The 13,286-nt window shown below is 59.8% G+C and carries 13 protein-coding genes; 10 read left to right on the forward strand and 3 right to left on the reverse strand.

The annotated features are described in order from the left end of the window. Positions 1-186 precede the first annotated feature (186 nt). Positions 187-768, forward strand: coding sequence for a tetratricopeptide repeat protein (locus ABDJ38_RS16600; RefSeq protein ID WP_346786252.1), 582 nt, complete (start codon positions 187-189; stop codon positions 766-768). 113 nt (positions 769-881) lie between these two features. On the opposite strand, the gene ABDJ38_RS16605 is transcribed toward ABDJ38_RS16600, so the two are convergent. Continuing rightward, positions 882-1,514, reverse strand: coding sequence for a tyrosine-type recombinase/integrase (locus tag ABDJ38_RS16605; protein ID WP_346786253.1), 633 nt, complete (start codon positions 1,512-1,514; stop codon positions 882-884). 241 nt (positions 1,515-1,755) lie between these two features. Here ABDJ38_RS16605 and ABDJ38_RS16610 point away from each other — a divergent pair, with 241 nt between their 5' ends. After that, a complete protein-coding gene (locus tag ABDJ38_RS16610; protein ID WP_346786254.1) occupies positions 1,756-4,014 on the forward strand; it encodes a putative bifunctional diguanylate cyclase/phosphodiesterase in 2,259 nt (752 codons plus the stop codon). Next, on the forward strand, positions 4,011-4,694 hold the full coding sequence (locus ABDJ38_RS16615) for a TorF family putative porin (RefSeq protein WP_346786255.1): 684 nt from the start codon (positions 4,011-4,013) through the stop codon (positions 4,692-4,694). The genes ABDJ38_RS16610 and ABDJ38_RS16615 overlap by 4 nt, the downstream gene beginning before the upstream one ends. Before the next feature lie 157 nt (positions 4,695-4,851). Here the strand turns inward: ABDJ38_RS16615 and ABDJ38_RS16620 are convergent, their stop codons facing one another. Continuing rightward, entirely contained in the window at positions 4,852-6,675 is a 1,824-nt protein-coding gene (locus ABDJ38_RS16620) for a diguanylate cyclase (protein WP_346786264.1), read from the reverse strand. An 860-nt stretch (positions 6,676-7,535) separates the two neighbouring features. On the opposite strand from ABDJ38_RS16620, the gene ABDJ38_RS16625 reads away from it, so the two are divergent. The 3 genes from ABDJ38_RS16625 to ABDJ38_RS16635 are packed head-to-tail and all read left to right on the forward strand — an operon-like array spanning position 7,536 to position 9,652. Then, complete coding sequence (locus ABDJ38_RS16625) at positions 7,536-8,447, forward strand: ArdC family protein (protein WP_346786256.1); 912 nt, start codon at positions 7,536-7,538, stop codon at positions 8,445-8,447. Further along, entirely contained in the window at positions 8,444-8,680 is a 237-nt protein-coding gene (locus tag ABDJ38_RS16630; RefSeq protein ID WP_346786258.1) for a sigma factor-like helix-turn-helix DNA-binding protein, read from the forward strand. The genes ABDJ38_RS16625 and ABDJ38_RS16630 overlap by 4 nt, the downstream gene beginning before the upstream one ends. Positions 8,681-8,740: 60 nt before the next feature. Further along, positions 8,741-9,652 carry a HEPN domain-containing protein gene (locus ABDJ38_RS16635; RefSeq protein WP_346786259.1) on the forward strand — a complete coding sequence of 304 codons (912 nt, stop codon included), beginning with the start codon at positions 8,741-8,743 and terminating at the stop codon, positions 9,650-9,652. On the opposite strand, the gene ABDJ38_RS16640 is transcribed toward ABDJ38_RS16635, so the two are convergent. Next, a complete protein-coding gene (locus ABDJ38_RS16640) occupies positions 9,649-10,011 on the reverse strand; it encodes a hypothetical protein (protein WP_346786260.1) in 363 nt (120 codons plus the stop codon). The genes ABDJ38_RS16635 and ABDJ38_RS16640 overlap by 4 nt on opposite strands. A gap of 658 nt (positions 10,012-10,669) precedes the next feature. Between ABDJ38_RS16640 and ABDJ38_RS16645 the strand changes: the two genes are divergently transcribed. The 4 genes from ABDJ38_RS16645 to ABDJ38_RS16660 all read left to right on the forward strand — a co-directional run bounded on the left by ABDJ38_RS16645 (position 10,670) and on the right by ABDJ38_RS16660 (position 12,674). Continuing rightward, positions 10,670-10,870, forward strand: coding sequence for a helix-turn-helix domain-containing protein (locus ABDJ38_RS16645; protein ID WP_346786261.1), 201 nt, complete (start codon positions 10,670-10,672; stop codon positions 10,868-10,870). After that, a complete protein-coding gene (locus ABDJ38_RS16650; RefSeq protein WP_346786262.1) occupies positions 10,867-11,055 on the forward strand; it encodes a hypothetical protein in 189 nt (62 codons plus the stop codon). The genes ABDJ38_RS16645 and ABDJ38_RS16650 overlap by 4 nt, the downstream gene beginning before the upstream one ends. Positions 11,056-11,159: 104 nt before the next feature. Then, on the forward strand, positions 11,160-11,846 hold the full coding sequence (locus ABDJ38_RS16655; RefSeq protein WP_346786263.1) for a thermonuclease family protein: 687 nt from the start codon (positions 11,160-11,162) through the stop codon (positions 11,844-11,846). A gap of 219 nt (positions 11,847-12,065) precedes the next feature. Continuing rightward, entirely contained in the window at positions 12,066-12,674 is a 609-nt protein-coding gene (locus ABDJ38_RS16660) for an SOS response-associated peptidase (RefSeq protein ID WP_346786265.1), read from the forward strand. The last annotated feature ends 612 nt before the right edge of the window (positions 12,675-13,286 follow it).

Below are 13,286 nucleotides of genomic sequence, written 5' to 3' on the forward strand. Positions count from 1 at the left end.
CACCCCATGTCGGCCATCGAAGCGCCAATTCGTCAATGCTGAAAGTAGCCTTCAGTTAGCCAGTGAATGAGCGCCGTGAATGGGCCAGTTGCTGTCAGTCAGCTTTCGATTGGCAAACTGTAGAAAGCCGACATTCTGCAGACGACCCGATTGCGGTCACTCGAGTTTGCCAATAGCTTTTACGCGATGACTACAACTGACACCCGCACAGAGAGCCAAATCAAGGATGACGCTTGGGCTGCGATGCAGCGCTATGACTACGAAACGGCATTCAGAGATTTTAGTGCGCTGTTGCCCAGCAACGAACCGGACGTTCTCAACGCTCTCGGCTGGATGTGCGAACGGGGTAAAGGCCATAGCAAGGACTTAGAGCAGGCGGCTGTCTATTACCGGCAATCGACGGAGACAGGCTCTCAGTATGGCCTCCTCGGGTTGGGCGATGTTTTGAGCGATCTCGGAAGAGAGAGCGAAGCAAGAAGCGTTTACGAGGAAGGCGCTGTTCAAGGCTATACCCCCGCGATGTGCCGATACGGCCGTATTCTTGTCGGGGACGACCGTTCGCCCAGCGAGAGACAGCAAGGCATGGTTCTACTCCAAGAGGCCGCTGCCGAGGGGAATATACTTGCGCGCAGAACGCTGCTCGGGCTGGAGATGAAGAAATCAAGGTCGATCATTGGAAAGGCGTGGGTTGGCTTTCAAATACTCCGCCTAGTGACTTCCGGCGTTCCTAAAATCGCCCGAGACCCCTCGGCACCAGAAGTGATGTAGGTGTGAACAAGGCGAACGGCTGTGTCCGCTTCCCACCCCATTTCGGCCGAATATCGTATGGGTTTGCCGCCCTGGAAGCGGTCGATCACACTGCGGACCGACCACTTCTTCGGCTAGATTTCAGTTCGCTCGGCTAAGAGCAAAGCGTCTTCAACGTCGACGCCCAAATAGCGCACAGTGTTTTCGATCTTCGTGTGGCCAAGCAGGATCTGGATCGCGCGGATGTTCCCGGTTGCACGATAGATCATCGCTGCCTTCGTCCGCCGAAGCGAGTGCGTGCCGTACTCAGCCTTCCGCAGTCCGATCGCCGTTACCCATTCGTCAACTAGGCGTGCATACTGTCGCGTGCTCATATGGCCTGCGACGTCGATACGGCTGGGGAACAGATAATCGCCAATTGAGCCGCCTCGACGCTCAAGCCACGCTAGCAATGTGGCCCGCACGTCGGCTGTCAGTTCGAATTGTACCGGTCGGTTGGTCTTCTGCTGAATGACGGTTGCCCGATTGCGAATCTCGGCACCCGCGACCACGTCGCCGATCTTGATTTTCACCAAATCACATCCGCGCAGTTTGCTGTCGATCGCGAGATCGAAAAGAGCCTTGTCTCTCAATCGTCCTTCTCGATCGAGATGAAAGCGGATCGCCCAGATTTGCTTCTGTGTCAGTGGTCGCTTGGTTCCGACATTCTTGCCAGCATTCCAAGCCGGACGGTGCCGCGTTGCTGCATCAAAACGTGAGTATCCCATTGCATTTCTCCTCGGCCCAAATGGCCGAAGATGTAACGCTCAGGATCTCGCCGCCTGGGCCGGGATCTGACTGTCTGTTCTGCAGGCGCGTTGAGGCAAAGCCGACGGACTGCTGCCTTGTTTCGCGGGGGTGCGGAGGACTCTCATCAACGCGATGAGGCGCAATCGTAAACCTCATCGCAGGTGTGGCCTGTAACACGTGATGCGATTTTTTTAATCTATGCGGTGCCAAGGGGCGATCATGTCGCCAGTTGCATCCTCGATTCCGTTGAGAAACGTCCCAGCGACGTCCATCGCCCCGGCTATCGGGGCCTTGGTCGGCGTGCTGCTGGCAGCTTTGGGCATTCTCGCCCTGCTTTACTGGTCGACCGCATCGGCCGACACGCTCTCGAGAGAACGGCAGCATCGATTGATCGGGAACGTACTTCGGCAGAGCGCCGCGCAGATTGCCCATGACCAGGAGAGCGTAACGGTCTGGGACGAGGCGATCCATCAGGTGCGCCAAAGTCAGTTAGATCTTGAGTGGTTCGACAATAACCTCGGAATATGGCTGCACGACTACTATGGTCATGACGGCGCCTACGTTCTCAACAGCTCGGACGAGCCGCTATACAGCATGCGGGGCGGCGAACGCGGCAAACCCGAGGACTTCAATCAGGCGGGCAAAGAGGTTTTGGAACTCGTCGGAGAGTTGCGGGACAAAATGCGGAATTCCGCTTCGGTAGAGCTGACCGCTGACCAGCTTAGCCCCACAGCAACTGACCTTTTGGTGGTCGACGGTCATCCATCGATTGTCAGCGTCAAACCCATCACCTCGGATACCGGCGAGATCGAGCAGGCTCCAGGAACTGAGTTCGTGCATGTTGCAGTGCGGCGGCTCGACGGCACCTTCGTCGATGAGATCCGCAGCGCCTACGAGCTTGATGACGCACGTTTCACCACGACAGCTCACTTCACGCCCGACGAGAGCGTGCAGACGCTGCATTCGCGCAATGGCAATATCGTAGGATATTTCGCCTGGCGATCTTTTGCGCCGGGCGAATCGGTGTTCGGTTGGCTCGCCCCGGTTCTGGGCATCGCGTCCCTGCTCTTGGCAGCGGTTCTCTTCATTTTGGTGCGCCGCATCACCCGAAGGACCTTCGAGCTTCGCGAGAGTAACGATGCCGTCCAGCACTTGGCTTTCCACGATCACCTCACGGGTCTGCCCAACAGAGCCTTATTCGAAAATCGTCTTAGTCAGGCGCTCACTGTGTTTCGAACGACGGCCGAACACCGTCTCGCATTGCTCTATCTCGATATGGACCGTTTCAAGAACGTCAACGACACTCTCGGACATGCGGCCGGCGATCAACTGATCCAGCAATTCGCCGCCCGGCTGAGCGGAGTAATCCGCGCAGCCGACACCGCTGCTCGGCTCGGGGGGGATGAGTTCGCGGTGATCCAGACCGATATCGATTCCGTCGAAGATGTAGAACGGCTCTGCAGCAAGATCATTGACGCCGCCTCCGCGCCATTCGTGATCGACGGAAGCCCTGTGCACGTGGGAGTCAGCATCGGCGTGGCCTTGGCGGGCAAGGACGGCCTCAATGCAGAGGAGCTGACCCGCCGGGCGGATATTGCACTGTACGAGGTGAAATCGAGCGGGCGCGGGCAATTTTTGCTGTTCGCCCCGGCGATGGACGAGCCGATCCGCGCAAGAAGAAATGCCGAGAAGGATTTGCGATCTGCGCTTGAAGCTGGCGATCAGTTATCCGTCGTCTATCAGCCCACCTATTCGGCGACCGATCATCGGATCGTGGGAGCCGAGGCCCTTATCCGCTGGCAGCACCCTGAAAGCGGCAACGTACCTCCGGCGGTATTCATTCCCGTTGCGGAGGAGATCGGCCTTATCGAGCCTCTCGGCGAATGGGTCCTCAGGCAAGCGTGCCGCGACGGACGCAACTGGCCTCTCCACACACTCTCGATCAATGTCTCGCCGGTTCAGCTTCGAAATCCCCATTTCGCGACGCGCGTGATTGGAATCATCGCCGAAGAGGCGATACCGCCAAGTCGCATTGAACTGGAGATCACTGAGACGGCTGTCCTCAATGATGAAAGTCAGTGCGCTACCAATTTGCGCCTTCTGCGGGAATTCGGGGTGCGCGTTGCCCTCGATGACTTCGGCACAGGCTATTCGTCGTTCAGTCATTTCAACAAGTTCGAGGTGGACCGGGTCAAGATCGACCGCACCTTCGTGGACAAGATCGATAGCCGCGAAGGCGGCAGCGCGATCATCCAGGCGATCGTCGATCTGGCCCGCTCCAGCGGCTTCCGCACCACCGCAGAGGGTGTGGAGACCGATGAGCAAAAGACATTCCTTGAGGGGATCGGATGCGACGATCTGCAAGGTTTCCTCTTAGCACACCCGGCAAGCGCTAGAGAGATCGATGACCTTCTCGGCGTCGATACGACGTCGCAGTCCACCGACCGCGACAGGGGAGTCGGGCGTTCAGCGGCATGAAAGCAAGAGACGCCGTCTGTGGCGCGTTGGCGGCCTTGCTGGCAGCGGCCCCCTCGGATGCACTCGCCGAGAGCGAGGTTGATCTCTCTGCAAATGCGGGAATCGTATCAGACTACCGCTTCCGCGGCGTCAGCCTTTCGGGAAAGGAGCCAGCTGTTCAAGGTGGCATTGACCTCGAGACGGGACCATTTTTTCTTGGCACCTGGGCTTCCACCATCGCGCAATACGAAGGTGCTGATACCGAGGTCGACTTCTACGCCGGGCTGCAAGGAACCCTAGGTGCGGTCGCGTGGCGCGCTGGAGGTTATGGCTATCTCTACCCGCACGGCGATGGCACGGATTACGTCGAGATGATCGCCCAGGTCGAGACATCGATCGGGCCAATCACGCTCGGGCTGGAGGGCGCCTTGGCGCCCCATCAAGCGAACCTCGACGAAGCAAATCTATATGTAGGAGCTTCTTCCGCTTTAGATGTCGGCAGGGGGTGGACCGTGCTGGTGCGCGGTGGCTACGAAGACGGCTTCTACAACAGCAAATGGGATTGGGAACTCGGAGCGAGCTACACATTAGGCATGCTTACCGGCTTGCTTTCTTACGTGGATACGAGCCAAGGCGCATCCGATGAGCTGGGATCAGTGGCGGAGGGCGGCGTGATCGGTTCATTGCTCATTGAATTCTAAGCGAAAGCGGGTGGGTGGTGCTCCGCGCTCAACCCGAACAGGCGGCAGTTATCGGGAGCGACGCTATTCATGCCGAATGGCCGAATTTGAGGCACATTGCAGACTGGCCGGGTTCAGACCCAACCGTCGCAGAACCATCAATCGCCCATTCCCTTGTCTAAAGGTCTTGAGCCACTGCCACCCTGTTTCGACCGGCGGTTTTGGCCCTGTAAAGAGCCGCGTCCGCTGCCTGTATAAGGGCTGTGCCTTCACGATCCATTCCTTCGGACCAGCTCGCGATCCCAAATGACATAGAAGTGCTTCCCAGCGTCCGTCCGCCCTGTTTGATATTCAGTTCGCTAATCGCCTGCCGCACGATCTCGGTTCTTGCAGCCAGCACATCCGCCATGGTGTCGGGGGCGACGATGGTGAACTCCTCGCCTCCATATCTGCAGACCACATCGCCGTCCCGGAACCGCTTGCGCAATTCGGTGGAAACTGCCTGGAGCACAGCATCACCGGCGTCGTGGCCAAACTCGTCGTTGAAGCGCTTGAAGTGGTCGACATCGCACATCACCACGCTCAGCTGGGTGCCGTTTCGCGCCGCGCGGGCGATTTCCAGATGCAGCATCTCCTGCATGTATCGGCGATTGAACAGGCCGGTCAGAGGATCACGGATCGTCTGTTCTCTGAGCCCACGCTGCAAGCGATGGTTCACCAGCGCCGAAGCGATGTTCTCGGTCAGAACGGTAAGCCGGAAATGCGCCTCCTCGTCGATCACGCCTTCGAGGTAGACCACACCGATCACTTCACCGCCTGCCAGCAGCGGCTCACAATGGTATTGTTCCGTGTCTGCAGGGACATGAGCGCATACAATATCGCTCCCTGCTTCGGTGACGAAGTGGCTCTGCCCGCGCCGCAACGCCCAGCATTGTTCCGGTGAGAAACCTTCCCTCTCGATTTCCATCTCCGACCAGCTAGCGATAGGCAGCAACAGGTTTCGCGAGTTATTATGGGCATAGAGAGCGCCTGGAACACCGGGGAGGACGCGTGGCACGAAGACCTCGATTATCGATGCCAGCTCTTCATCCGTGCGAGCCGAGTGCATCCGATGGGCCATTCCGCCCAGTAACTCGATGACTTCTCCGCGCTTGCGCAGAATGTCGGCATTCAGGGCGAGCTCATTATTGGCAGCGCGAAGTTGTTCTGCACTTTGTGTCTGGTCGGAAACGGCCGCTTCGAGTTCGGCGGCCATCGTATTGTAACCTTTTGCCAACCGGGCGAACTCACGCGATGCCATTGTTGTTTCAATCCGAGCAGTGCGATCTCCTGCCCCCAGCCGACCCATGACAGCAGAAATCTGCTCAACAGGTCTTTGGATGCGGCGAATGAGCGAAACAGCCATTCCCCCGACGGCAATTACAGCCGCCGGTATGCCGAAAAAGACCAGCAGACGAATCAGCTCGAGCCAGTTCCCGGCTCGTTCGGTTCGCTCGTCGGAAAGCGAGCGTTCTTCGGCGATGAAATCAGAAATGCGAGCCTCTAGAACTGGCATTATCGCTCTTGCCCGACCGGTGGCTACAGATTCTAGAGCACCTTCAAAGTCTCTTTGCTGTCCCAGCTTGAAGGCGGCATTCAGACCGGCGGCACGTTCTTCGATCAGCTCTTGTATCCGCTGCGCTCGCTGACTCTGAAGCGCATTATCCGCGGTAAGTTGAACAAGGTGGGCGGCAGCGTCCTGCGATGCCAGAAGTTCGCTCTCCACCGTTCTGCCAAACTCAGGATTTCTCGTTAAGAGAAAGCCCCGCTGCCCGCTTTCTGCTGCACGGAGGTGATTTATCGATTGGCCGGCTGTGCCCAGCACGCGCGATGAGTGCGAAATCCAGTGCAAGCTTTCTCTTGTCTGCGCCGCCGTGAAGATGAGGAGGCCGCCAAAGAGGGCCAACACCACACACAGCAGGGCGCATAATACGATGATTCGGATAGAGAGCGAGTGCACCAGTGCCTCTTGTGTTCTGAAAGCCAGCCCCGTCTGGGGCTGATGGGGTCTCAAGGCCTGTATATGAATGCTTAAATTGGGGTTAATGTCGGCTCCAAGGAGCGGTTCGCTATCGAACCAGGGAGCGTTGAAACCGCCTGCTGTTCACGAGGCGCAGGAGAACCACCCAACGATTCTGACGCGATACGCCTCTCGTTTGAGCTGCCATTTTTTCATCTTGAACGAACAGCGGCTTTCGAGCTTCAGTGAGAGCATCTCTAAGGGCTGAATTTAGGGCGCGAAGCAGCCAGTGCGGAAGTGGCGTTTCGCGCCACCGGCGCAACCGTGCTTTGTTCCGTTGGCACTCTATCGAGCCCCTTGATGGGTCTCGACCGCTGACGCAGTAATGATCAGCTAACGCTGGATCCGGCAGGTGCCGGTTAAGCGGAACGTGGGGTTCAGTTGGTGCGCACTGGCGGCTTTTTTCCAAACCGCCAGAGGTCGCAACGTCTTTGCTTTTCGCGTGGCGCACGCGATCCGTCCGGAGGACACGGCGGCGGCTAGCGCACGGCCTGCGCACACACCGCCGTGTCGGCCCCGAAGAGCGATTCTATGGGCTCCTTCGGAGCCGACGCTGCGCTGCGCGCAGCGAAAAGATGCGGTCAGCGCTGACGCGCTGGCGCTGGTATTCCGGCCGCGGGAGGGGGGTAGGCGACGCTCCCCTCTAGTCCCGTCACGGCGTGCCGCAACCCGCCTTTGGCGAGTCCTACACTTCGTTGCAGCCCTTCGGGTGCAGTCCGCCGCTCAAGCGGGACTGCCGGTCCGCTCCTCGCCGCCCACCCCCCTTCCGGGGCCGGTGTGGTGTTTGAGGAAGGAGTGAGGACATGAAACGGAACAGCGGGAATGTACGACAGAGCCTCTATGCCGAGGTGACCAATCGCGTGATTGCGGAGCTTGAAGCGGGGCGTGTGCCCTGGGTGCAGCCCTGGGATGCGAGCGCTTGCGGATGCAGCCTGCCTGAGAATGGCGCGACCGGGCGGCGCTATTCAGGGATCAATATCCTGATCCTTTGGGCGGCTGTCATGGAGCGTGGCTATGGCGTGCAGCGCTGGCTGACCTTTCGCCAGGCCCAAACCCTGGGCGGCAATGTCCGCAAGGGCGAGAATGGTATTTGCATCTGCTATGCGGATCGCTTCACGCCGAAGAATGAGGCCGAGCGCGCGCAGGACGAACAACGCGAGGCAAGGCAGATCGCGTTCCTGAAGCGCTTCACGGTGTTCAATGTCGATCAGTGCGAGGGACTGCCTGAAGCACTGACTGAGGTACCGGAACAGCTGTCCGAGGCAGAAGCCGTGCCCGCTGCGCATGCGCTTATCCGGGCCAGCGGTGCCGACTTCCGCGTTGGAGGCGTTGAAGCCTATTATGCTCCGGCAGGTGACTTTGCCGCCGTACCAGAGCAGCGTGCCTTTCCCGATCCGATCAACTGGTATCGCACCGCGCTGCATGAGCTGGGCCACTGGACCGGGCATCACAGCAGGCTTGATCGCGACCAGTCGGGCACCTTTGGCAGTGCTGCCTATGCCCGCGAGGAACTGGTCGCCGAGATGGCGAGCGCGTTCACCTGTGCTGCGCTGTCGATCCGTCCGAGTGTTCGCCATGCCGACTATGTCGGCGCATGGCTGGCGGTGCTGCGCGAGGATGAGCGGGCGATCTTCCGGGCGGCGAGCGCTGCCAGCAAGGCGACAGACTGGCTGCTGCGCTATGCGGAGGCGCCTGTGCAGGAGTGCGGGTCATGATCGCCCGGCTGCTCATTCGCTTGCGTCATCGCCGTGCTCTGCGCCGTATCGAACAGGCGCTTGCGACCATGGACGAACTTCCTCGCGCCGTGTTCGAGCGGGCACGGCTTCAGAACCTCGACTATCTGCAAATTGCAGACGAACTCAGCATCACCGTCACTGAAGTCGAGCAGCATTTCGCTGCTGCGATGCTGCATATTCTGGATCACACCGATCCTGTCGGCGGGCCTTGAGCCCGCCGACAGGTCATCTATTTGCTTGGCATTTGGCCCCGAAGACGCGAATCTGTCCCCATGAAGACCAGCCTCGACCATCTCCCCGAAGGAAAGCGCCGCGAGCTGGCGCACGTGGTCGAAGTGCTGCACGACCGGTTCGCCTATTCGACCAGCCGCCGCACCCAGGAGCACACGCGCGGCGGGCAAATCCTCAAGATCATCCTGTTCGGCAGCTATGCGCGCGGCGACTGGGTCGAGGATCCGGTCGGGCGCTATTTCTCAGATTATGACCTGCTCGTTGTCGTCAATCGCGAGGAATTTACCGACGTTTCGGAATATTGGGACAAGGCCGAAGCGCGGCTGCTCGAAGAGCTATCGGCGGGACATCATCTGCGCACGCCAGTGAGCCTCATCTATCACAGCCTTGACGATGTGAACGAGAAGCTGCGCCTCGGGCGCTACTTCTTCATGGACATATTGCGTGATGGCATCGTGCTGTTCGAGGAGGACGGCTATTCCTTCGTCGAGCCGCAGCCGCTCTCTCCCGAACAGGCACTTCAGGAAACGCGGGACTATTTCGAAGACTGGTTCGAGACTGCATGCCAGTTCTTTCGCCAGTACGAACATGCCGTGGCAGATGGCGCGTTGAACATTGCCGCGTTCGATCTCCATCAGACCGTTGAACGGCTCTATCACTGCCTGTTTCTGGTCCGTACTTTGTACAGTCCGAAGACCCATAATCTGAACCGGCTGCGCGAGATGGCCGAGGAGCTGGAACCATCGTTGCGCAACGTCTGGCCCCGTGAAAATCGGTTCCAAAAGCGCAGCTATTCGCTGCTGCGCGACGCTTATGTGAAGGCCCGCTACTCGCGTTCGTACCGCATCAGCCCTGAGGAACTGGCGTGGATTTCGGAGCGCGTGACGCTGCTCCAAAGCCGCGTTCGCGAGGCATGCGAGCTGCGGATTGAGACGCTCGCAAAGGCGGCTTAAGCCGCCTTTCTCTCCTTATCCGCGAAGCGAAATTCCTGCTGCAAATCGTCGTCGCAAGCGCCTGCGGGGCGCAGCGCGTGGTCACCGGCGGTGACGACGATCCAGTCGATCTGCGTTGACAATCTTACCGTATCGCCGCCCGAGCCGCGTACGATCGAGATGCTTCCCGACCCCTCGACAGAAACCACAAAATTGCACTCGCGCAGTTTTGGATCGGAGTGTCCGCGCAGCAATGTGCCGTCAGAAACTGCCACCACAAACCCTTCGCGAAGGGCGCGTGAGGAGACGGTAATCACCGTCTCGGCATCGCCCGATAGCTGCAATCTGGCTGCGTCGGCGGGCTGGATGGTGATCGGCATCAACTGGTCCTTGGGCGGAGAATTGAATGCATTGCTATATAGAACATAGAGGGAACATGAAAAAGGGTTGAGAGCACGGGGATGGGGAGGGCGAGGGCAAGATTAAAGAAATGGCACCATGCCCTGCGGGCGATGGGCCATAACCTGTTGTCTGCACATCCTTTTTCTCTTTTTCACCGATGGCGCCATGTGTACGGCCATGGCGCCATGCTTTACTCAAACCCGCAGAAAACTGCTATTTTCGACAGCGCCAACGGTAATCAGGCCCGCAATTGTGACGTGATTGGCGCTTGACGATCGGGTGAGCCAGTTCGGCAATCCTCGCAGTTCTAAAGCGCCTGTCCGTTCAAATCTCAGGTCTGCAAAATGCTGTGTGACTGCGCCTGCCGGAGACTTTGTCTGTGGCTGCCTTGTGCATCACCTGACACAGGATTTTCATGGCTTCGATCGTGCTCTCGGATGGACAGAAGGGAAGCAGCTCACAACTCCGTCAGAGCTTCAATCCGGGGCCAACACGCGGCGCATTTACAGAGGCGAGGCAATCACGACGGGCGGACGGGAACGGACGGGGCGATCAGGGCCCGTCAGGTGGCTGGGCCCGTGGCTCGAGCGAGCCGACGGTCGACGAGTAAATACAGCCCGTCAAAGGAGCCCTGCCATGAGTAACAATCCCGCCCCCGATGCCATCAGCGTTCGGATCAAGGATGCCTGCCGGATGACCGGTATAGGCCGATCCAAATTCTACGAGCTGATCGCCACTGGCGAGGTCGAGATCGTCAAGATCGGAGCGATGACGCTTGTCCCTACAGACAGCCTCAGAAAGCTGATTGAGCGCGGTCGCCAAGGGGAAGAGAAATGAGCGTGCATGTGCGCCTGGCCCGCGCTGCCGTCTCCGCCGCTATTGTAACACTCTCTGAGGCGGTGCGTTACCAGCTGGTGTCCGAGGTCGAGTCCGACCGGTTCTCAGCGGAAGACACTTTGGTCGAGAGGATCATGCAAAGACTCGCCGAGTGCGAGACTGAAGGCGATGCAGGAACGGCCTGAAGGGGCTGCCCCGGCGGAGAAAAAGGTGCGGTATGGCGTATTCCGGGTGAGAGCGGAGCGCGCGCTAACATGTTCTTCATTCCTCCGCGCGCAGCGTTGCCCGCATGAAGCGGATATTGGCTCTCCTCCTGCTCGCGCTCGCGGCCGTGCCCGCCGCCGCCGAGACGCTCTCGGGACCGGCAACGGTGATCGACGGCGACACGCTCGAGATCGCGGGCCGCCTCGTGCGGCTCGTCGGGATCGACGCGCCCGAGGGGACGCAGCCATGCACCCGCGATGGGGAGGTGTGGGATTGCGGCGAGGAATCCGCCCGCCAGCTTCGCGCGCTGATCGGTACCAACGACGTGGTGTGTCAGGGCGACGAGCTCGACCAATACGATCGCCTGCTCGCCGTGTGCCGGGCCGGGCGGTTCGCGCTCAACCGCACGCTTGTCGAATATGGCTGGGCCACCGCCTTCCGTTCCTACAGCGACGCATATGTGGCCGACGAGATCCGCGCGAAGATGCAGAAGCGCGGCATCTGGTCCTCGACCTTCGAGCTTCCGCAGGCCTACCGCCTGGCGCAGCGGCAGAGCACCGCGCGTCCGTCGCCAAGGCCAACGGCTCGCCGAACGCAGGCCCAACCCACGCTTCAGGGCGACTGCGCCATCAAGGGCAATCGCAGCCGGCGCGGTGAGTGGATCTACCATCTGCCGGGCATGCCCTATTACGACGCCACGCGGGCCGAAGAGATGTTCTGCTCCGAGGCCGAAGCGCGCGCCGCCGGCTACCGGCGGGCGATTGTCAGGTAGGGGAGGGGAGGAGTACGCATTCTCCCACGCCGGGGTTCCTGCCAAAGCGTAGGTTGGCATTGAGGTCAGCGTGGATAAACATAAACCTCGAAATTGACCTTGCCCTCAAGCACAAGCTCGCCGACATCTCAGTCAGAAGGCGCGAAGAGATTTGGTGGTTCACCGAACCCGAAAGATCGCTTTCGCTGACACATTGCTCCTGCAGAGCGGAGGCTGGCGATCTGCAATCTCTATCGAATGACCAAAGGGACCGACGAGGTTGCCCGTCTCTTCGGGGCAATTTCTGTCCAGGCGGGCAACGCAGCGGAGGAGGTTTACCCGGGCTATCCCGGCCTGGTCTTCGCGCGCGACGAGCTGCGCAGCATGGCCTGGGGCTTCCCGCTCGCGGTCAAGGGAGCGAAGGGGCAATGGCTGAAGCCTCGGCCGGTGAACAACGCCCGGGCCGACAAGCTCGACAGCTATATGTGGCGCTACAGCTTTGCCGAGAGGCGTTGTCTGATCCCGGTCAGCGCCTTTGCCGAAGCCGAGGGGCCGAAGGGTGCGAAGACGCGCACCTGGTTTTCCGTTCCCGACCAGCCGGTCTTCGCGATCGCCGGCATCTGGCGCGACACCGATGAGTGGGGACCGGCTTATTCGATGGTGATGACCGAGGCATGCATCCACGTTGCTGACGTACATGACCGCATGCCGGTGGTCCTGCGGCGCAATGAGTGGAGCGACTGGCTCGAGGGTCCGGCGAAGACTGCGAGAGAGTTCTGTCGACCCTATCCCGATCGGATGGCGATCGACCGGACGGACGAGCCGTGGGTCAAAAGCAAGGACGCCTAGGAACCGTCCAGCGAGGGGCGAATGAGCGCCTGCCGCGCGCCGCAGGCCGAGCATTTCATGCGTCGCTCGAGCTGCTCGATAGAAAACCCAGGCGCCGTTGGTGCAGATCGCACATCAGATCGATCGGGTTCCGGTCCGCAGCGTTGCTGCAAGCGCCGCAGGTGATCCGCACGATGTAGCCTTGCCGGGTGAACTCGTTGATCGATTCCAGTTGGATGCGTCCCATTTGAATTCAAGAACAGAAAAGGAACGATGCGCCTAGCGTTGAGTGATTTCAACTGGGGCTAAGGTTGTGGAGATAGTGCGGCTGGCGCATAAATCCCTAGGTTGGAAGACCGCCGGCCCGGCTCTCAGGATATTCGTGCCTTAGGAAGCGGCAAAGTTGACTGGGACGGGGATATGTGCCCGCGTTCCGGATGCACAGATCGATAGGGTATTGCTAAAATGGCGCCATGTCGAACATTCTCGCCGCTGAGCCGGCCAAAGGCAACGCCTGAAACCGGCCGTTTAGCATGTAATTCGCGACAATGAACGAAGGACGGGCTTCGAGGCGTTGACCTGGCCTTGGGAGCGGCGGCTATGTTGGCGGATGCCGACGGCTGCTTAGCGCCC

This window comes from Aurantiacibacter flavus (genome assembly GCF_039710615.1).
Taxonomy (GTDB): domain Bacteria; phylum Pseudomonadota; class Alphaproteobacteria; order Sphingomonadales; family Sphingomonadaceae; genus Alteraurantiacibacter; species Alteraurantiacibacter flavus.